Raw genomic sequence first — 18,898 nt, forward strand, 5'->3', positions numbered from 1 at the left:
ACAAAGTGGTGAACGGATTGCAGTATCACTTCATCTCGGGTTTGCCGCGTTCCGGATCGACCCTGCTCTCTGCCATTTTGTTGCAGAACCCGCGTTTTCACGCGGGCATGACCAGCCCGGTGGGGTCACTGTTCTGCAGCGTACTGGACCAGTGCAGCGCGGGCAGTGAGTTCGGCGCGGTGATCGATACCCACATGCGCCGTCGCCTTCTGCGCGGCCTGTTCGACTCCTATTACGCTGACAAGGCCGATAAACCGGTGGTGTTCGACACCAACCGCCTGTGGAGCTCGCGTCTTCCGGCCATCAATGATCTGTTCCCTCAGGCCAAGGTCATCGCCTGCGTGCGCAATGTTGCGTGGGTCATGGACAGCCTGGAGCGTCTGTACCGCGCCAACCCCTTCGAAAACACCAAACTGTTCGTTGATGCCGCCGAACGCAACACGGTCTACAGCCGTTGCGAAACCCTCGCCCAGCGCAACCGCCTGGTCGGGTTTGCGTGGGCAGCGCTCAAGGAAGCCTATTACGGCGAGCACGCCGACTCCCTGTTGATCATCGATTACGACTTGTTGAGCCAAGCACCGGAGCGGGTCATGCGCTTGGTGTATGACTTCATCGACGAACCGTGGTTTGAACACGATTTCGACAACCTTGCCTACGACGCGCCGGCGTTTGACCAGGCGTTGGGTGTCTCGGGCTTGCATAAGGTCCAGCCCAAGGTCCGCTTGCAAACGCGCCGCACCATCTTGCCACCTGACCTGTTCCAGCAGTATGCCGAACTGTCGTTTTGGCTGGACGGGTCAGCCAGCGCCGCCAATGTAATCCGTATGAAGGCCGACGCCGCGATCAGTTGATCGCGGCGTTTCTTTTCCCTCAAAGAACGTTCGACCCCGGGTGAGCCGCATGTGGTGGAGCAATCGCAAGTCGCGGGGTACGCAAGCCTTACAGGCGCGGGTCTCGCCAATGATCATGCACCTGGAACCGCGCATGCTGTTCGACGGCGCAGTCGCCGCCACCGTGGCCGAAGCGGCGCAACCTGACAGCCATCCCACCGCCGACGCCGCCAAGCCGCCCACAGCCGATCACCCGACCGTGAGCAAAGACACCCACGGCCAGGCCGATGCGCCTGCCGTTTCACCTGTGGCCGTGCCCGGGCAAACCGTGTTGTTTGTGGACGCCCGAGTCAAAGACTCCGCCAGCTTGTTGCAAGGCGTGGCGCCGGGTACCCAGGTGGTCCAGCTGGACGCGAGCAAAGACGGCCTGCAGCAAATTGCCGACTACCTCGACACCCATCAGGGCGTCAGCTCGGTGCAGGTCATTGCCCATGGCAACGCGGGCGATCTCTGGCTCGGCACCACCTACCTGTCGGCCGACAACGTCGCGGCGCGCAGCGCGGTGCTGGGGCAGATCGGCAAAGACATGAACGTCGGCGGCGACATCCTGATCTACGCCTGCTACACCGCAGAAGGCCAGCGTGGCGTGGACTTTGTCGACTCGCTCGCCGCGTTGACCGGCCGCGATGTCGCAGCGTCCACTAACCGCACCGGCGTGGGTGGCGACTGGAACCTCGAAATCGCCACCGGCAGCATTGAAAGCGCCAATGTGCTCTCGACCAAAGCCATGAGCGAGTATCAGTGGGGACTGGCCACCTGGACCGCCACCAACAACCTCGACAGCGGGGCCAATTCCCTGCGTGCGGAACTGGCCCTGGCGCAGAACGGTGACATCGTCACGTTCAGTGCATCAATGACGGTTAATTTGAACAGTGAGTTGCTGGTCAACAAAAACATCACGATCGATGGCGACCTTAACAACGACGGCGTTGCCGACGTCACGTTGAGCGGCCAGTACAAAACCCGGGTGATTGAAGTGGCGTCCGGCAGCACCGTAGTGCTGGATGGCTTGGTGATCACCAAGGGCTTGGCAGCCGGCGACGGTGCCAACAGTGGTTTCACCGCCGGTAACGCGTTGGGCGGCGGTATTTTGAACGCCGGCAACCTGACCCTGAGAAACGTCACCGTGACCGCCAATGCGGCGTCGGGCGGCGGTGGCGGCGGTGGCGTGACCCCAATTTACGCCGGCGGCTCCGGCGGCGGCGGTGGCGGGGTGGGTGGCGCTGGCGGCGGCAGCGGCGGTAACACGACAGCCCAAGGGCGGCCGACGTATTTTGGTACGGCTGGCGGCTCAGGCGCCGGTGGCATCGGCGGCAGCTATGACTCGGTCCACCTCGGTGGCCGAGGCGGCGCAGTCAGCGGTGCCGGCGGTACAGGCGGCACGTCGGGTGCGTCGGGCTACAGCGTTGGCGGCAACGGCGGCACCGCGGGCATCGGCGGTATCACCGTGGGCGGCGGCGGTGGCGGCTCGGGTTGGAACAAAGTCGGTGGCATCGGTGGCTCTGCCGCTGGCGGCATCTACAACTCCGGCACACTCACCGTGGTTGGCACTTCGCACATCACCGGCAACATTGCGGCTGGGGGCGGTGGCGGCGGTGGCGGCGGGTTGGCGAGCTATGGCGGGAGCGTCGACAACGGCGGTGCCGCAGGCCAGGGTATCGGCGGCATCTGGAACAAAGGCACGTTGCTGATCACGGCTGCCAACTTTTCGGCCTTGAGCGGTAACGTCGGTGGCAGCGGCTCGGGTGGCGGCGCCTCGGGTGGCGGTACCAATGGCAGCAGCCCGACGGCGGTTACCAACTTGCGTAACGACGGCACCCTCAATCAAAACTTTATCGAACCGCCGACCGCAACCATCGTGGTGGCGGACACGACGTTGTCCATCGGCGAGACCTCGTTGGTGACCATCACCTTCAGCACGGCGGTGACCGGTTTCACCAACGCTGACCTGACTGTCGCCAACGGCAGCCTGTCGGCGGTCAGCAGCGGCGACGGCGGGATCACCTGGACCGCGACCTTCACGCCCAACTCGGCCATCAGCGACAACACCAACCTCATCACCCTGGATAACACCGGGGTGCAAAGCGTCACCGGCAGCGTGGTGGGCGTTGGTACCAGCGAATCCAACAACTATATCGTTGACACCATAAGGCCCACGGCATCCATCGTGGTGGCGGACACCTCATTGGTAATCGGTGAAACCTCGTTGGTCACCATTACCTTCAGCGAAGCGGTGACCGGCTTCACCAATGCCGACCTGACCATTGCCAACGGCACCCTGAGTAATGTCTCGTCCTCTGACGGCGGCACTACCTGGACCGCGACCCTCACGCCCACCTCCAGCGTCAACGACGCCACCAACCTCATCACCCTGAATAACAGCGGGGTCAACGACATCGCGGGCAATGCCGGCTCGGGCAATACGGATTCAAACAATTACGCAGTCAATACTGTGCGCCCTACGGCAACGGTGGTGGTCGCCGACACCGTCCTGGCGATTGGCGAAACATCGCTGGTGACCATTACGTTCAGCGAGGCCGTGACCGGCTTCACCACCGCCGACCTGACTGTCGCAAACGGCAGCGTCTCGGGTTTGAGCAGCAGCGACGGCGGTGTCACCTGGACCGGCACGTTAACGCCGACCAACAGCATCACTGACACCACCAACGTGGTGACGCTGGACAATACCGGTGTCAGCAACCAAGCCGGTAACGCCGGCTCCGGGAGTACCAACTCCAATAACTACGCGGTCGATACACAGCGTCCTACCGCAACGGTCCTGGTCGCCAACTCCAGCCTGGCGATTGGTCAATCGTCGCAAGTGACTATTACCTTCTCGGAGGCGGTGAGCGGGTTCACCAATGCCGACCTGACCGTCGCTAACGGTTCATTGAGCGCCGTCAGCAGCAGCGATGGCGGCATCACGTGGACGGCGACCCTGACGCCCAGCGCTGCCGTGACGGACAGTACCAACCTGATCACGCTGACCAACAGCGGTGTCAGCGATCAGGCAGGCAATGCCGGTGCAGGCACTACCGCCTCTAATAACTATGCGGTCGATACCACTCGGCCAACCGCGACCGTCGTGGTGGCCAATGCCGCTTTGGCCCTCGGTCAGACCTCCGTGGTGACGATCACCTTCAGTGAAGCGGTGACCGGGTTCACCAATGCCGACCTGACCATCGCCAACGGTTCGTTGTCCGCCGTGAGCAGCAGTGACGGCGGCATCACGTGGACGGCAACCTTCACGCCGTCGGCAAACATCACTGATACCACCAATATCATTACGCTGGATAACACCGGTGTCAGCGACACGGCGGGCAATGCCGGAACGGGCACCACCTATTCCAATAACTACAGCATCGACACCCAGCGGCCCACCGCGACCATCGTGCTTGCAGACCCGGTATTGACCGCCGGCGAAACCTCGCGGGTGACCATCACGTTCAGCGAGGCGGTGAGCGGTTTCACGAATGCCGACCTGACGGTTCCCAATGGCACCTTGACGGCGGTCAGCAGCAGCGATGGCGGTGTTACCTGGACCGCCACCTTCACCCCAACGACAGGCGTCAACGACGCCACCAACATCATCACCCTGGCCAACACCGGCATCGCCGACCTGGCCGGCAATGTCGGGTCGGGCACCTCAAACTCGGCGAACTACACGATCGACACCGTACTGCCGACGGCGACCATCGTGGTCGCGGACAACGCGCTGAACATTGGCGAAACCTCGCGGGTGACCATCACGTTCAGCGAGGCGGTGACCGGTTTCAGCAATGCCGACTTGACCGTTGCCAACGGCACCTTGACGGCCGTGAGCAGCAGTGACGGCGGTGTCACCTGGACGGCTACCCTGACGCCAACCACCGCCATCACCGACGCGTCCAACCTGATCGTGCTCGACAACAGCGGCGTGCAGAACGGCTCGGGCAATATCGGCAGCGGCACCACGAACTCCAACAATTACGCCATCGACACCCAGCGCCCAACGGCGACAATCGTGGTCGGCAACGATCACTTGGGGATTGGCGGTACCTCCACGGTCACCATTACCTTCAGTGAGGCGGTAAGCGGGCTCACCAACGCCGACCTGACCGTCGATAACGGTATCGTCAGTGGCTTGACCACCAGCGACAACATCACCTACACCGCGACCCTGACGCCCACGGGCAACATCACCCAAGCCAACAACCATGTGGTTCTCGACAATTCAGGCGTGGCTGATGTCGCCGGCAACAGCGGCGCCGGCACTACCAGCTCTAACGTTTACGCTGTCGACAGCGTAAGGCCGACGGCAACCATCGTGGTAGCAAGCCCGACCCTGGCTGCCGGGCAGACCTCATTGGTGACCATCACCTTCAGTGAAGCGGTTACGGGGTTCGACAACAGCGACCTGAGTGTGCCCAACGGCACCCTCTCGGCGGTGAGCAGCGCGGACGGCGGCATAACCTGGACGGCCACGTTTACCCCGACCAATGGGGTTCACGACACCACCAACCTGATCACCCTGAATAACCCGGGCGTCAGCGATCTGGCCGGTAATACGGGCACGGGCGTCACCAACTCCGGCAACTTCACCATTGACACCGTACAACCGACCGCGACTATCGTGGTGGCGGACAGCGCTTTGAAAGCCGGTGACACCTCATTGGTCACCGTCACCTTCAGCGAAGCAGTGAGCGGGTTCAGCAATGCCGACCTGACCGTTGCCAACGGTACGTTGACGGGTTTGAGCAGCAGCGACGGCGGCATCACCTGGACGGCTACCTTCACGCCGACCAGCAACATCACCGACACGACCAACCTGATCACGCTGGATAACACCGGCGTGACGAACGCCTCCGGCAACGTCGGCAGTGGCACCACCGATTCGAACAATTACAGCATCGACACGCAACGGCCGACGGCAACCATCGTGGTCGCCAACAACGGCTTGAACATCGGCGCAACCTCGTTGGTGACCATCACCTTCAGCGAGGCCGTGAGCGGCTTCACCAACGCCGACCTGACGGTCGCCGATGGCACCCTGAGCAACGTCAGCAGCAGTGACGGCGGGATCACCTGGACTGCCACCTTGACACCCGCCAATGGCGTGACCCACACCAGTGATGTGATCACGCTGAACAATGCCGGTATCAACGATCTGGCCGGCAACACAGGCGCGGGCACCACGACGTCCAACACCTACAGCGTCGACACCCAGCCACCAACGGCCTCAATCGTGGTCGCCAGCTCCACCTTGGCCATCGGCCAAACCTCGTTGGTGACCATCACCTTCAGTGAAGCGGTTACGGGGTTCGACAACAGCGACCTGAGTGTGCCCAACGGTACGTTGAGCGCGGTGAGCAGCAGCGATGGCGGCATCACCTGGACAGCGACCTTTACCCCGACCAGCAACATTCACGACACCACCAATGTGGTCAGCCTGAACAATTCCGGGGTCGCCGACCTGGCCGGCAACGCGGGTGCGGGCGTGACCAACTCGGGTAATTTCAGCATCGATACCGTGCGGCCAACGGCAACCATCGTGGTCGCCGACAGTGCGTTAAGCGTGGGCGAGACCTCATCCGTCACGATCACCTTCAGCGAAGCGGTCACCGGCTTCACCAACGCCGACCTGATCACCGCCAACGGCACCTTGAGTGCGGTGAGCAGCAGTGACGGCGGCATCACGTGGACGGCAACCTTCACGCCCACCAACGCGATCACCGACACCAGCAACGTGATCACCCTGGACAACAGCGGTGTGCAGAATGCATCCGGCAATGCCGGCAGCGGCACCACCGATTCCAACAATTACGCCATCGACACCCAGCGGCCGACGGCAAGCATCGTCGTCGCCAACACTGGCCTGAACATTGGCGCAACCTCGCGGGTGACCATCACCTTCAGCGAGGCCGTGAGCGGCTTTACCAACGCCGACCTGACCGTCGCCGATGGCACCTTGAGCAACGTGAGCAGCAGTGACGGCGGGATCACCTGGACCGCTACCCTGACGCCAACCGGCGGCGTAACCCATACCGGCGACGTCATCACGCTGAACAATGCCGGTGTTAACGACCTGGCCGGCAACAGCGGCGCGGGCTCCACCCAGTCGAATGACTACAACGTCGATACCCAGGCGCCGACCGCCACGGTCGTGATCGCCAACCCGACCCTGGCCCTTGGCCAAACGTCCGTGGTGACCATCACCTTCAGTGAGGCCGTCAGCGGGTTCGACAACAACGACCTCAGCGTGCCTAACGGCAGCCTGTCGGCGGTGAGCAGCGCGGATGGCGGTGTGACCTGGACGGCGACCTTTACCCCGACCCGCAACATTCACGACACCACCAACCTGATCACCCTGAACAACACCGGGGTTGCAGACCTGGCCGGCAACGCGGGCACGGGCATGACCGGTTCGGGCAATTTCAGCATCGACACCGTGCAGCCGACCGCGACCGTCGTGGTCGATCACAGCGCCCTCAAAGTCGGCGAGACCGCCCAAGTGACCATCACCTTCAGCGAGGCGGTCAACGGTTTCACGACCGCTGACCTGAGTGTGGCCAATGGCAGCCTGAGCAATCTCGCTTCCAGCGACGGCGGCGTGACCTGGACCGCGACGCTGACGCCGACGGCCAACATCACCGACACCAGCAACATGATCACGCTGGACAACAGCGGCGTGCAGAACGCCTCGGGCAATGCGGGCAGCGGCACCACCGACTCCAACAACTACGCCATCGACACCCAGCGCCCGACGGCAACGATTTCTGTGGCCAACGGCACCCTTGGCATCGGGCAAACCACCACGGTTACGATCGCCTTCAGTGAGGCTGTCACCGGCTTCAACCTCTCGCAACTGAGCGTGGCCAATGGCGTGCTGTCCGGCCTGGCAAGCCTGGACGGCGGCAAAACCTGGACGGCCACCCTGACGCCAACCGCCGCCATTACCGACGCGACCAACCTGGTTGTGCTCGACAGCAGCCAGGTCAGCGACGCCGCCGGAAACGCCGGCAGCGGCATTGCGATCTCCAATAACTACGCAATCGACGGCGAACGCCCCACTGCGACCATCAGCATTGCCAACCCGAACCTGACTGTCGGCCAGACCACCACCGTAACCTTCGCCTTCAGCGAGAAAGTCTCCGGCTTCAACCTGGATGACTTGAGCGTAGCCAGTGGCACGCTCTCTAACCTGGCGAGCAGCGACGGCGGCAAGACCTGGACCGCCACCCTCACGCCGACAGCCAACCTCAACGACCCGAGCAACTTCATCACCCTCGATACCCGCCTGGTGACGGACCTGTCGGGCAATGCGGGCAACGGCTATGCCAACTCCAATAACTACGCGATCAACACCGTCACGCTGACCGGCGACCCCCTGTTCCGCGTCACTGACCCGGCACCGCCCCAGGGCGCACCGAACGTGCCATTGCAGCCGATCATTTTTAGCCCGCCGGCGGGCAGTCTCGGCTCACCGCTCGGTTTCCCGCCGCTGTTCGAGCAGCGTGAAGTCGGCGCAGGGTTGCCGCCGATCGGCAGTATCTTTATCCACAACGGTGCTACGGCGCCCAGCTTTATCGCCCAGGTGTTCAGCACCAACGGCAGTGGAGACGGCAGCGGCAAAGGCTTCCTCGGCTTTGGCGGCGGCGATGGCGGCGTGTTTGGTTCAAGCACCTTGTCGAGTCTGTTCAACCGTGAAACCGGCGGCGAAAACAGCTCACTCAACGCGTTCGACAACAAACCTATCAAAGGCCAGGGCGACCCGGCCCAAGGGCTGCGCGGCGTATTCGGCGCGCCGACCCTCGGCCAGCAATTGCAACAGCTCAAAGACACCGAACAACGCCAGGTGATTGACCTGGCGAAGGCACTGCAACAGGTCGGCATCAGCGAAATGCAGGCCTGAACATACTTAACTCAAGGCGCAGGAACAGGGGCGGTCCAAGGATGAAAACAGGTCATAAATTGTTCGGCGCCAGCCTGCTGGCGCTGGCGATCAGCGGTTGTGCGGTCACCAGCGAGCCGATTGAACGCAGTGTCAGTGAGCAGCGAGCCCGCAGCGATCTGCAAGGCATGTACAAGGACCAGGAACCGCTGAGCGGCCCGCTGACGCTGCACCAGGCCATGGCCCGCGCCGTCAAGTACAACCTCGAAGGCCGCCTGAAAGTCATGGAGGAAGCCCTGGCCAAGCGCCAATCGGACCTCTCAAGCTTCGACATGCTGCCGCGCATGGCGCTGTCCGCAGGCTACGCCGGGCGCAACAACACCAACGCCTCCAGCAGCCAGAGCGTGCTCACCGGCACCCAGTCCCTGGAACCGTCGACGTCCCAGGACCGCGACCGACGCGTGGCCGACCTGACCATGGTCTGGAACGTGCTCGACTTCGGCGTCAGCTACATCAGCGCCAAGCAGCAAGGCGACCAGCGCCTGATCATTCAGGAACGCCGGCGCAAGGTGATCAACACCATCGTGCAGGACGTGCGCTCGGCCTATTGGCGCGCAGTAGCGGCTGAACGTTTGCTGACCCAGATCGACAGCCTGATGGCGCGGGTTGACCAAGCCCAGACCAACAGCCAGAGCATGAGCGAGCAGCGCATCGGCGACCCGGTGCAGGCATTGGGTTACCAGCGCTCGCTGATCGAAGCCACGCGCCAATTGCAGGAACAGCGCCGCGCCTTGTCGTTGGCCAAGACCGAACTCGCGACTTTGATCAACCTGCCAATGGGCACCGACCTCAAGCTGGCAACGCCCGATAACTACAGCGTGCCAGAGCTCAAGGTCAACCTGGCCAGCCTGGAGCAGGAAGCCCTGGCCAACCGCCCGGAACTGCGCGAGCAGGACTACCAGACCCGCATCAGCGCCGCCGAAACCCGCAAAGCCATGCTGCGCCTGCTGCCGGGCCTGGAGTTCTCGGCGGGCGGGCATTACGACAGCAACTCGTTCCTGACCGACAACCGCTGGGCCGACTACGGCGCCAAGATCACCTGGAACCTGTTCAACGTGATCTCCGCACCCGCCGCCATCGATGTCGCCAAGGCCGGTGAAGAAGTCGCCACCGCGCGGCGCCAGGCGATGTCCATCGCCGTGCTGGCGCAGGTCTACGTGGCCAACGCCAACTACCAGGACGCCGTGCGCCAGTTCAAGACCAACGACCAGTTGGCCAACATCGACGGGCAAATCCTCACGCAACTGCGCAACCGCCACGAGGCGGCGGGCCTTGGCGAACTCGACCTGATCCAGGGCGAACTCAACACCCTGCAAGCTGACCTGCGCCGTGACCTGGCCTACGCCGACCTGCGCAACGCTTACGGCCAGATCTTCGCCAGCGCCGGGCTCGACCCACTGCCCGAACAGCTGGATTCCGACCGCGTACAGGCCATCGCCACCGCGCTGGCCAGTCGCGAATCAGCCTGGGCCGCCGGCAATATCACCCCGCCGGTGCCGCGTGCCGTCGCCCAGTAACCTGGTGGCGCCGACGGCGAGCGTCACTCGCCGTCAACGCGAGGCGCGCAACGGGCATCTCGGCGTGGCGATCCTGCTCACCGGGCTGCCGGCCTCCGGCAAGTCCACCCTGGCCCAGGGCCTGCAGGCGGCGCTGTTCGAACAGGGCCGGCAAAGTCTCGTACTCGACGGCGATGCCTTGCGCGGCGGCCTCAATAAAGACCTGGGGTTCGCCGACAGCGACCGCCTGGAAAACATCCGCCGCGCCAGCGAACTCGCGGCGTTGCTGGTGGACAACGGGCACATCGTGATTCTCGCGATGATCGCGCCGCTGGTCGAACTGCGCGCGGTATTCGCCGAGCGCCTTGGCGCGGATTATCGCGAAGTGTGGTGCAGCGCCTCATTGGCGGTGTGCGAAGGGCGCGACCCCAAAGGGCATTACGCACGGGCGCGCAGGGGCGAGCTGCCGGGGTTTACCGGTATCGGTTCGCCGTACGAAGCGCCGCCGCACGCGTCGCTGGTGCTCGACACTGGCGCGTTATCGGCGCAGCAGTGCGTCGAGCGGCTATTGGCCTGGCTGGCACCTGAACTAGACTCTGGGGAATCGTTTTCTTAGGAGTCCACCATGGAATCGCCTGTGCACAGCTTGCCGTCACTGTTCAAACAGCTCGGGCTGCCGGATGACCCGGTGAGCATTGAGAAATTTGTGGCCGTCCATTCACCACTTAAACCGGAGCTGCACCTGGCGGATGCGTTTTTCTGGACGGATAGCCAGAAGGCGTTTTTGCGCGAGGAGATTTTGGAGGACGCGGATTGGGCTGAGGTGGTGGATGAGTTGAATGTGCTATTGCGCTCTGGGCGAAACTTGTAAGCACAGGGGAACGATAAAATGTGGGAGCTGGCTTGCCTGCGATAGCGCACTGTCAGTCGACATCTACCTCGACTGATTCACCGCCGTCGCAGGCAAGCCGGCTCCCACAGGCATTTTGTATCGCTGAAAATCCAACACCCACGCTCAAACCCGCTTTACTTACCCACACCCGCGCACCACCCATCCTTAAATTTGTATCAAAACTTGACGGCATTGGATCCATCCACCATATTGATAGTTAGCAAACTAACTGTATGCGAACAATCCAGTGTCTCAAACCCTCGAACAACTCCAGATGAACCTCAGCAGCAGCATGGTGGTGGGCGCCCGTAACTGGCGCAAAATCTGCCAGACCACGCTGGTGAGCTATGGAATTTCCGAAGCCTGCGCCGTGCCGTTGCTGATGATCGGGCGCTTGGGCGACGGGGTGCATCAGGTAAAAGTCGCCCAGGCGTCCGGGATGGAAAGCCCGTCGCTGGTGCGCCTGCTCGACCAGCTGTGCGCGGGCGGCTATGTGTGCCGCACCGAAGACGTACACGACCGCCGCGCCAAGGCCTTGAGCCTCACCGAGCGTGGCCGTGAGCTGGTGCACGCGGTGGAAGTGCAACTGGTGCGCCTGCGCCAGGAAGTACTGGCCGACATCGCCCACGATGACCTTGAAGCCGCGCTGCGCGTACTGCGAGCCTTCGAAGCGGCCGAGGTGATGACCCCTTGAACGGCTTTTTTACCGGCATGCCCCCTGCGAAAGACTGGTTCTACGGCGTTCGAACCTTCGCAGCATCAATGATCGCCTTGTACATCGCCATGCTCATGCAAATGCCGCGTCCGTATTGGGCGATGGCCACCGTGTATATCGTCTCCAGCCCGTTTGTCGGCCCTACCAGTTCGAAGGCGCTGTACCGTGCTGTCGGCACCTTCATGGGGGCGGCCGCCGCGGTGATTTTTGTGCCGATGTTTGTGCAGGCGCCTTATGTGCTGGTGGTGGTGATTGCGCTGTGGACGGGCATCTTGCTGTTCCTGTCCATGCACCTGCGCACGGCCAATAACTACGCGCTGATGCTCGCCGGCTACACCTTGCCGCTGATTGCGCTGCCGGTGGTGGATAACCCGTTGGCGGTGTGGGACGTGGCAGAGGCGCGGACCGAAGAAATCTTCCTCGGCATTGCCGTCGCCGCCGTGGTGGGCGCGATGTTCTGGCCGCGCCGGCTGATGCCGGTGTTCGACGACTCGGTAGCCAAGTGGTTTGCCGACGCGCAGGTCTACAGTCGACGCTTTTTGACCCGCAATGTGGACATTGAAGAAATCAGCACGCTGCGGGGCGGCATGGTCGCTACCTTCAACACCCTGGAATTGATGATCGGCCAGTTACCCCACGAAGGCGCGCGGCCGCAGACGGTGCGCAACACCAAGGAACTGCGCGGGCGCATGATTCACCTGCTGCCCGTGGTGGATGCCCTCGACGATGCGCTGTATGCCATCGAGCACCGCGCGCCGGAGTTTCTCGACCGCCTCGCGCCGATGCTGGAAGCCGCCGATGAATGGCTGGAAAGCACACAGGACAGTGCTCCGCTGGAACGCTGGCGTGCCCTGCGTGATCAACTCGACGCGCTGCAGCCTCAGGGCGAAGCACTCGATGACCGCCACACGCTGCTGTTCTCCAACGCCCTGTACCGCCTCGGCGAGTGGATCGACCTGTGGCAAGACTGCCGCAGCCTGCAAGCCGCGATCCAGTGCGAAAGCCAGGACACCTGGCGCGCCGTGTATCGCCACTGGCGCCTGGGCCGGCTTACGCCGTTCCTCGACCGTGGCCTGATGTTCTACTCGGCGTTTTCCACCGTGAGCGCGATCATCGTCGCCTCGGTGCTGTGGATTCTGCTGGGCTGGACCGACGGCGGCAGCGCGGTGATCCTGGCGGCGGTGGCATGCAGCTTTTTCGCCACGATGGACGACCCGGCGCCGCAGATTTACCGGTTCTTTTTCTGGACCGCGATGTCGGTGCTGTTCGCCAGCCTTTATCTGTTTCTGGTACTGCCCAACCTGCATGACTTCCCGATGCTGGTGCTGGCGTTTGCCGTGCCGTTTATCTGCATCGGCACGCTCACCGTGCAGCCGCGCTTCTACCTCGGCATGTTGCTGACGCTGGTGAACACCTCGTCATTCATCAGCATCCAGGGCGCCTACGACGCTGACTTTCTGAACTTCGCCAACGTCAACCTGGCCGGGCCCGTGGGCTTGCTGTTTGCGTTTGTGTGGACCCTGATCGCACGGCCTTTCGGCGCCGAGCTGGCGGCCAAACGCCTGACCCGTTTCAGCTGGCGCGACATTGTCAGCCTCACCGAGCCTGCGACCCTGGCCGAACACCGGCACATGGCCGCGCAAATGCTCGACCGCCTGATGCAGCACCTGCCGCGCCTTGCCCTGATCGGCCACGACACCGGCAGCGCGCTGCGCGATTTGCGCGTGGCGCTGAACCTGCTCGACCTGCTGGCCTACTCGCCGCGCATCTACGGCGTGCCGCGTGTGTTGCTCAACCAGGTGGTGGAAGGCGTGGGCGGTTACTTCAAGGCGTGCCTCAAGGCGGGTGAACGCTTGCCCGCGCCGAGCGGTCTGCTGATGACCCTGGACCGCACGCGCCGCGCCCTCAACGGCCAGGGCCTGCAAGACGAAGACGATACCCGCCTGCATTTGCTGCACGCACTGGCCGGCTTGCGCCTGTCGTTGCTGCCGGGCGTGGAATTTATTGGCGGCACCGAGATGGAAGCGCCGCTGCCTGATGGAGCGCCTTTATGATCGGTGATCTGGATATCAGCGGGGTGTTCCTGCCCACGCTGCTGGTGCTGATGGGCATTACGTACGTGTTGTTTCTGGTGGTGCACGGGCTGTTGACCCGCGTCCACTTCTATCGCCTGGTCTGGCACCGGGCATTGTTCAATGTGGGGCTCTACGCGCTGTTGCTGGGCGCGGTGGACTCACTCAGTCGATACCTGATGACATGAAAAAACCTTTTTTGACCATCGGCCGTGTAGTCCTGACGTTGTTGATCGTGACCTTCGCGGTCGTCGTTGTGTGGCGCATGGTCATGTACTACATGTTTGCGCCCTGGACCCGTGACGGGCATATCCGTGCCGACATCGTGCAGATCGCCCCGGACGTGTCCGGGCTGATCCAGCAAGTCGACGTGCGCGACAACCAGTTGGTGACCAAGGGCCAGGTGCTCTTTGCCGTTGACCAGGACCGCTTCAAGCTGGCCCTGCGCCAAGCCCAGGCTGCCGTGGCCGACCGCCAGGAAACCCTGGCCCAGGCCAACCGCGAGTACAAACGTAACCGCGGTCTGGGCAACCTGGTGCCGAGCGAGCAACTGGAAGAAAGCCAGTCCCGCGTGGCCCGCGCCCAATCGGCCCTGGCCGAAGCGCAGGTGACGGTGGATTCGGCCCAGCTCAACCTCGACCGTTCGGTGATCCGCAGCCCCGTGGACGGTTACGTCAACGACCGCGCACCGCGTGCGCAGGAATTCGTGACCGCCGGGCGCCCGGTGCTGTCGGTGGTGGACAGCAATTCCTTCCACATCGACGGTTATTTCGAAGAAACCAAGCTCGACGGTATCCACGTCGGCATGGCTGTGGACATTCGTGTGATAGGCGACAACGCGCGCCTGCGTGGCCATGTACAAAGCATCGTCGCCGGCATCGAAGACCGTGACCGCAGCAGCGGCTCCAACCTGCTGCCCAACGTCAACCCGGCATTCAGCTGGGTGCGCCTGGCCCAGCGGATTCCGGTGCGGATTGCCTTTGATGATGTGCCGGCGGATTTCCGCATGATCGCCGGGCGCACGGCGACGGTGTCGATCATCGGCGAAAAGGTTAAAGACGGAGACAAACAATGAAGCAGCTTCTGGCAACCGCTGCGCTGGGGTTGTTGCTGTCGGCCTGCCAAGTGGTGGGCCCGGATTACAAGCTGCCGGAAACGTCCGCCGTCAACCGCGGCGACCTGCAAGGGCAGCTCGCGGGCGAAGGCAACAACGTGGTGTCGGCGCCCGTGCCGGCCGACTGGTGGAAGCTCTACAACGACCCGCGCCTGGATGCGCTGGTGCGCCAGGCCATGGCCTCGAACACCGACCTGCGCGTGGCTGCGGCCAACTTGCAGCGCGCGCGTTATCAGACCGAACAGGCGGAGTCTGCCGGTGGCTGGAGCGTCGGCGCCAAGGCTGAGGCCCAGCGCCTGCAGGAATCGGGCGAAGCCTATCTGCTGACGGAAAAAGTCCCGGTGGCCAACATCGGCAGCGCCAGCATCAGCACGTCCTACCAGTTCGACCTGTTCGGCACCTTGCAGCGTGGCATCGAAAGCGCTCACGCCAGCGCCGATGCGGCCCAGGCGGCTGCCGACATTGCGCGCATTACGCTGGTGGCGGACGTGGTGCGTTCCTACACCCAAGTGTGTGCGGCCAACGAAGAACTGGCGATTGCCAACGAGTCCCTCGACCTGCAAGCCCAGAGCACCAAGCTGACCCAGCGCCTGCGTGACGCCGGGCGTGGTGACGAAACCCAGGTAACCCGCTCGCAAACCCAATACAAATCCTTGCGCGCCGACATGCCGCGTTACGAGGCCGCGCGCCAGGCCGGGTTGTTCCGCCTGTCGATGCTGCTGGCCAAGCCGCTCGACCAATTGCCAGCGGGCACCGGCACCTGTGCCGAACTGCCCCGCATCGCCCAATTGCTGCCCGTGGGCGACGGCGCCGCGCTGCTCAAGCGCCGCCCCGACGTGCGCCAGGCCGAACGCCAACTGGCTGCGGCTACCGCGCGTATCGGCGTGGCCACCGGCGCGCTGTACCCGGATATCAGCATCGGTGCCACCGTGGGCACCGTCGGTATTCTGGATGACTTGGGCACACCCGCCACCAACCGCTGGGGTTTTGGCCCGCTGATCAGCTGGACAGTGCCGACCAACGGCGCCCGCGCACGCATTCACGAAGCCGAGGCCGCCACCCAGGGCGCCCTGGCGCACTTCGACGGGGTGGTGCTCAACGCCATCCGCGAGACCCAGACCGGCCTTGCGCAGTACACCGCGCAGTTGCAGCGCCGTGACGCGTTGGCGGATGCCGGTGCATCGGCCAAGGAAGCGGCAGGGCAGACGCATCGCTTCTTCCAGGCAGGTCGCGCGTCGTTTTTGGCCGACCTGCAGGCCACGCGCACCTACACCGATGTACGTGCGCAACTGGCGGCGGCCAACACCCAAGTTGCCATGAGCCAGATCGATCTGTTCCTGGCCCTGGGCGGCGGTTGGGAAAGCGGACGAACGCAAGCATCACAGCCCGGCAAACCCTGAGCGAAACGCTATGCTTTGACAGGCGGACCCCCGGGGTTTTTTAACCCACGGCATCCGCCTGCCACTGCTCGCGTTTGCTCATGGGGATTCCAATAATGAAAAACCCTTATGCTCCCGCTTTCTGGTGCGTTTGCTTCGCACTGGTGTTGTTATCGGCTGCCTATTTCTACGGCGTCATGCTTGCCCACCAAATCGACAAGGCCATGGTGTTTCTCGACAGTGCCTGTCTGGTGATCGGCACCTTGTCCATTGGCGTGGTCGCCTGGGCGTCCTATCAAAATCAACGTGTGAAGAAAAAGCTGCTGGAACAGGGCAAGACGCGCGTGGCGATCTGGGACACCAAAGTGGCGTTGCGCCGCGTTGAAACCGTGTTCGACCGCTATTTCTGGGGCAGCTATTGGCAGCCTGGGCGGACGTTTCAGGAAGTCATGGGCGAGCTGACCGGCACACCGCTTGAAAAAAGCCTCGAAGCCCTGAAAAAACAATGCGTGCTGCTCGACAAACAGGTGGCCGACGGCAGGCATTGGCTGAATAACGCGCGGGAATTATCCGACGTGGCCAACGCCATGGCCCGCGAACGCTACCAGCTGGACTTCTGCGACCCCAAGTCCGACACCCCGGGCAACGCCGTGATACACCGCGAGTTTGAGGTGTTGGTGTACACCTGGACGGCACGCCTGAAGAGTTTTGATCATCAGCTTGATGAGGTTGAATTGGAGTACTCGTGAACCAACTGCTGGCCTGACCCCTCTGAGAAAACTGGGCCGTACGCGGCTGCCAGTGCTAATCTTCCCCCGTTTTCGGCGGGCTTGAGCCAACCCCTTCGGGGTTCAAGGAAGACAGCCCACTTCTCACAGGATTTGATCAGGTCACTTCATGAATAAGCCAGCAGTTGTTTTCTTGAGTTTCGTTGTCGCCGTTGGCGTCGTCAGTGCAGGCGGCGCCTGGTACACCGGTAAGCAACTGGAGCCGGTGCTGCAAACCGCGATCCAGAACGCCAACAAGGAACTGCAGACCTCCATGGCCGGAGTCGACGGCACCGTGAGCCTGGAGCTGGTCTCGCTGGACCGTGGCCTGTTCAGCAGCACCGCCCACTACCGCCTGAAAGGTCAAGGCACGGTGTTCGGTGAAGACAACCCGAACCCTGAACTGCTGTTTGTCGACCATATCGAACACGGCCCGCTGCCGTTCTCGCGCCTGGTGTCGCTCAAGTGGCTGCCGGTCATGGCCACCAGTCACTACGAACTGGAAAAGAACGCCACCACTGAAAAATGGTTTGCCGCCAGCAAAGACGTGTCGCCGCTCAAGGGCGTAGCCAACATCGGCTACAACCGTTCGGTCAACGGCAACGTCGAGCTGCTGCCCCTGGAGATCAAGGACGACAAGTCCTCGGTGAGCTTCTCCGGCGCCAACCTGGACTTCGACGGCACCGCCGAAGGCCAGAAGGTCAAGGCAGAGGGCTTCATGAACAGCCTGAAGGTCTCGGCAATCGATGCCAACGGCGCGCCGTTCGAAGCCGAACTGGCTGGCTTGACCGTGGCCAGCAACCTGGAAAAATCCACCTTTGGTTTCTACACCGGCCAGAACACCGTTGAGCTGACCGACACCAAGGTTACCTTCGGCCCGCAGAAAGCCGTGCTGACCCTCAAGGGCTTCGAGCAGAAAGACACTAGCGAGACCAAAGACAACAACCTGGCCGGCCGCGTCGACTACAAAATCGACGAGATTGGTTACCAGGGCAAGCCGGTCGGCTCGGCCGCCATGGCCCTGAGTATGAAGAACATCGACATCCCGGCCATGCTGGTGCTGACCAAGCTCTACCAGGACAAGATGCAGCCGATTCAAGCTGCTGCCGCTGCCGGCCAACCGGTGCCTGAGCTGCAACTGACCGAAGCCGAGCAAGCCCTGGCCGAAGCCAACGTCAACCAGGTGCTGGCTGCCAAGCCGCAAGTGGCAGTGGAAAACCTGTCGCTGAAAACCACCCATGGCGAAAGCAAGTTCAACCTCGTCGTCGACCTGACCAAGCCCGCCTCCATGGAGCTGCCGCCGGTTGAGTTGGGCAAGCAAGTCATCGCGCTGCTGGATGCCAACCTGACCCTGTCCAAGCCGATGATCGGCGACGTCGCCGCCCTGCAAGCACAGGTGGGCGGTGTAACTGACCCTAAAGCCATCGAACAGCAATCGCAGATGGCGGCCGAAATGGTCAGCGGGATGGCAGTCGGTACTCAACTGGCGACCCTGGTCGGCACCGACGTGGTTTCCAAGCTGCATTACGCCAACAATGAAGTGACCTTCAACGGCCAGAAGATGACCGTTGAGCAATTCATTGGCTTCGTCATGGCCAAAGTCGGTGCGGTCAGCGGCGCGCAGTAAGATTTCTCACTGCATT

At 62.7% G+C, this 18,898-nt stretch carries 12 protein-coding genes; all 12 read left to right on the forward strand.

The window, feature by feature from the left end:
* The first annotated feature begins 8 nt into the window (after nt 1-8).
* A complete protein-coding gene (locus tag WBB95_RS10595; protein WP_424487542.1) occupies nt 9-851 on the forward strand; it encodes a sulfotransferase family protein in 843 nt (280 codons plus the stop codon).
* A gap of 49 nt (nt 852-900) precedes the next feature.
* Nucleotides 901-8,781 (forward strand): Ig-like domain-containing protein, encoded by a 7,881-nt coding sequence (locus WBB95_RS10600; protein WP_424487543.1) that lies wholly within the window; start codon nt 901-903, stop codon nt 8,779-8,781.
* A 41-nt stretch (nt 8,782-8,822) separates the two neighbouring features.
* Nucleotides 8,823-10,337 carry a TolC family protein gene (locus WBB95_RS10605; RefSeq protein ID WP_424487544.1) on the forward strand — a complete coding sequence of 505 codons (1,515 nt, stop codon included), beginning with the start codon at nt 8,823-8,825 and terminating at the stop codon, nt 10,335-10,337.
* Entirely contained in the window at nt 10,321-10,932 is a 612-nt protein-coding gene (gene cysC / locus WBB95_RS10610; RefSeq protein WP_424487545.1) for an adenylyl-sulfate kinase, read from the forward strand. The genes WBB95_RS10605 and cysC overlap by 17 nt, the downstream gene beginning before the upstream one ends.
* A gap of 9 nt (nt 10,933-10,941) precedes the next feature.
* Complete coding sequence (locus tag WBB95_RS10615; RefSeq protein ID WP_424487546.1) at nt 10,942-11,187, forward strand: DUF2789 domain-containing protein; 246 nt, start codon at nt 10,942-10,944, stop codon at nt 11,185-11,187.
* A 295-nt stretch (nt 11,188-11,482) separates the two neighbouring features.
* Nucleotides 11,483-11,902 carry a MarR family winged helix-turn-helix transcriptional regulator gene (locus WBB95_RS10620; protein ID WP_424487547.1) on the forward strand — a complete coding sequence of 140 codons (420 nt, stop codon included), beginning with the start codon at nt 11,483-11,485 and terminating at the stop codon, nt 11,900-11,902.
* Nucleotides 11,899-13,977 carry an FUSC family protein gene (locus WBB95_RS10625; protein WP_424487548.1) on the forward strand — a complete coding sequence of 693 codons (2,079 nt, stop codon included), beginning with the start codon at nt 11,899-11,901 and terminating at the stop codon, nt 13,975-13,977. Before WBB95_RS10620 ends, WBB95_RS10625 begins: the two co-directional genes overlap by 4 nt.
* A complete protein-coding gene (locus tag WBB95_RS10630) occupies nt 13,974-14,183 on the forward strand; it encodes a DUF1656 domain-containing protein (RefSeq protein WP_012721577.1) in 210 nt (69 codons plus the stop codon). The genes WBB95_RS10625 and WBB95_RS10630 overlap by 4 nt, the downstream gene beginning before the upstream one ends.
* Nucleotides 14,180-15,070 (forward strand): efflux RND transporter periplasmic adaptor subunit, encoded by an 891-nt coding sequence (locus WBB95_RS10635; protein ID WP_424487549.1) that lies wholly within the window; start codon nt 14,180-14,182, stop codon nt 15,068-15,070. Before WBB95_RS10630 ends, WBB95_RS10635 begins: the two co-directional genes overlap by 4 nt.
* A complete protein-coding gene (locus WBB95_RS10640; RefSeq protein ID WP_424487550.1) occupies nt 15,067-16,509 on the forward strand; it encodes an efflux transporter outer membrane subunit in 1,443 nt (480 codons plus the stop codon). The genes WBB95_RS10635 and WBB95_RS10640 overlap by 4 nt, the downstream gene beginning before the upstream one ends.
* 95 nt (nt 16,510-16,604) lie before the next feature.
* A complete protein-coding gene (locus WBB95_RS10645; RefSeq protein WP_424487551.1) occupies nt 16,605-17,237 on the forward strand; it encodes an NADH:ubiquinone oxidoreductase subunit N in 633 nt (210 codons plus the stop codon).
* Nucleotides 17,238-17,385: 148 nt separating this feature from the next.
* Nucleotides 17,386-18,882: a YdgA family protein gene (locus WBB95_RS10650; RefSeq protein ID WP_424487552.1), complete on the forward strand. Its 1,497-nt coding sequence runs from the start codon at nt 17,386-17,388 to the stop codon at nt 18,880-18,882.
* Nucleotides 18,883-18,898 lie beyond the last annotated feature (16 nt).

The organism is Pseudomonas sp., from assembly GCF_049645325.1.
Classification (GTDB): Bacteria; Pseudomonadota; Gammaproteobacteria; order Pseudomonadales; family Pseudomonadaceae; genus Aquipseudomonas.

Excerpts from the sequence above, each read along its gene's own strand:
- WBB95_RS10600 (WP_424487543.1), top strand. The coding sequence starts at position 901 with ATGTGGTGGAGCAATCGCAAGTCGCGGGGTACGCAAGCCTTACAGGCG.
- WBB95_RS10605 (WP_424487544.1), top strand. The coding sequence starts at position 8,823 with ATGAAAACAGGTCATAAATTGTTCGGCGCCAGCCTGCTGGCGCTGGCG.
- WBB95_RS10615 (WP_424487546.1), top strand. The coding sequence starts at position 10,942 with ATGGAATCGCCTGTGCACAGCTTGCCGTCACTGTTCAAACAGCTCGGG.
- WBB95_RS10620 (WP_424487547.1), top strand. The coding sequence starts at position 11,483 with ATGAACCTCAGCAGCAGCATGGTGGTGGGCGCCCGTAACTGGCGCAAA.
- WBB95_RS10630 (WP_012721577.1), top strand. The coding sequence starts at position 13,974 with ATGATCGGTGATCTGGATATCAGCGGGGTGTTCCTGCCCACGCTGCTG.
- WBB95_RS10635 (WP_424487549.1), top strand. The coding sequence starts at position 14,180 with ATGAAAAAACCTTTTTTGACCATCGGCCGTGTAGTCCTGACGTTGTTG.
- WBB95_RS10640 (WP_424487550.1), top strand. The coding sequence starts at position 15,067 with ATGAAGCAGCTTCTGGCAACCGCTGCGCTGGGGTTGTTGCTGTCGGCC.
- WBB95_RS10645 (WP_424487551.1), top strand. The coding sequence starts at position 16,605 with ATGAAAAACCCTTATGCTCCCGCTTTCTGGTGCGTTTGCTTCGCACTG.
- WBB95_RS10650 (WP_424487552.1), top strand. The coding sequence starts at position 17,386 with ATGAATAAGCCAGCAGTTGTTTTCTTGAGTTTCGTTGTCGCCGTTGGC.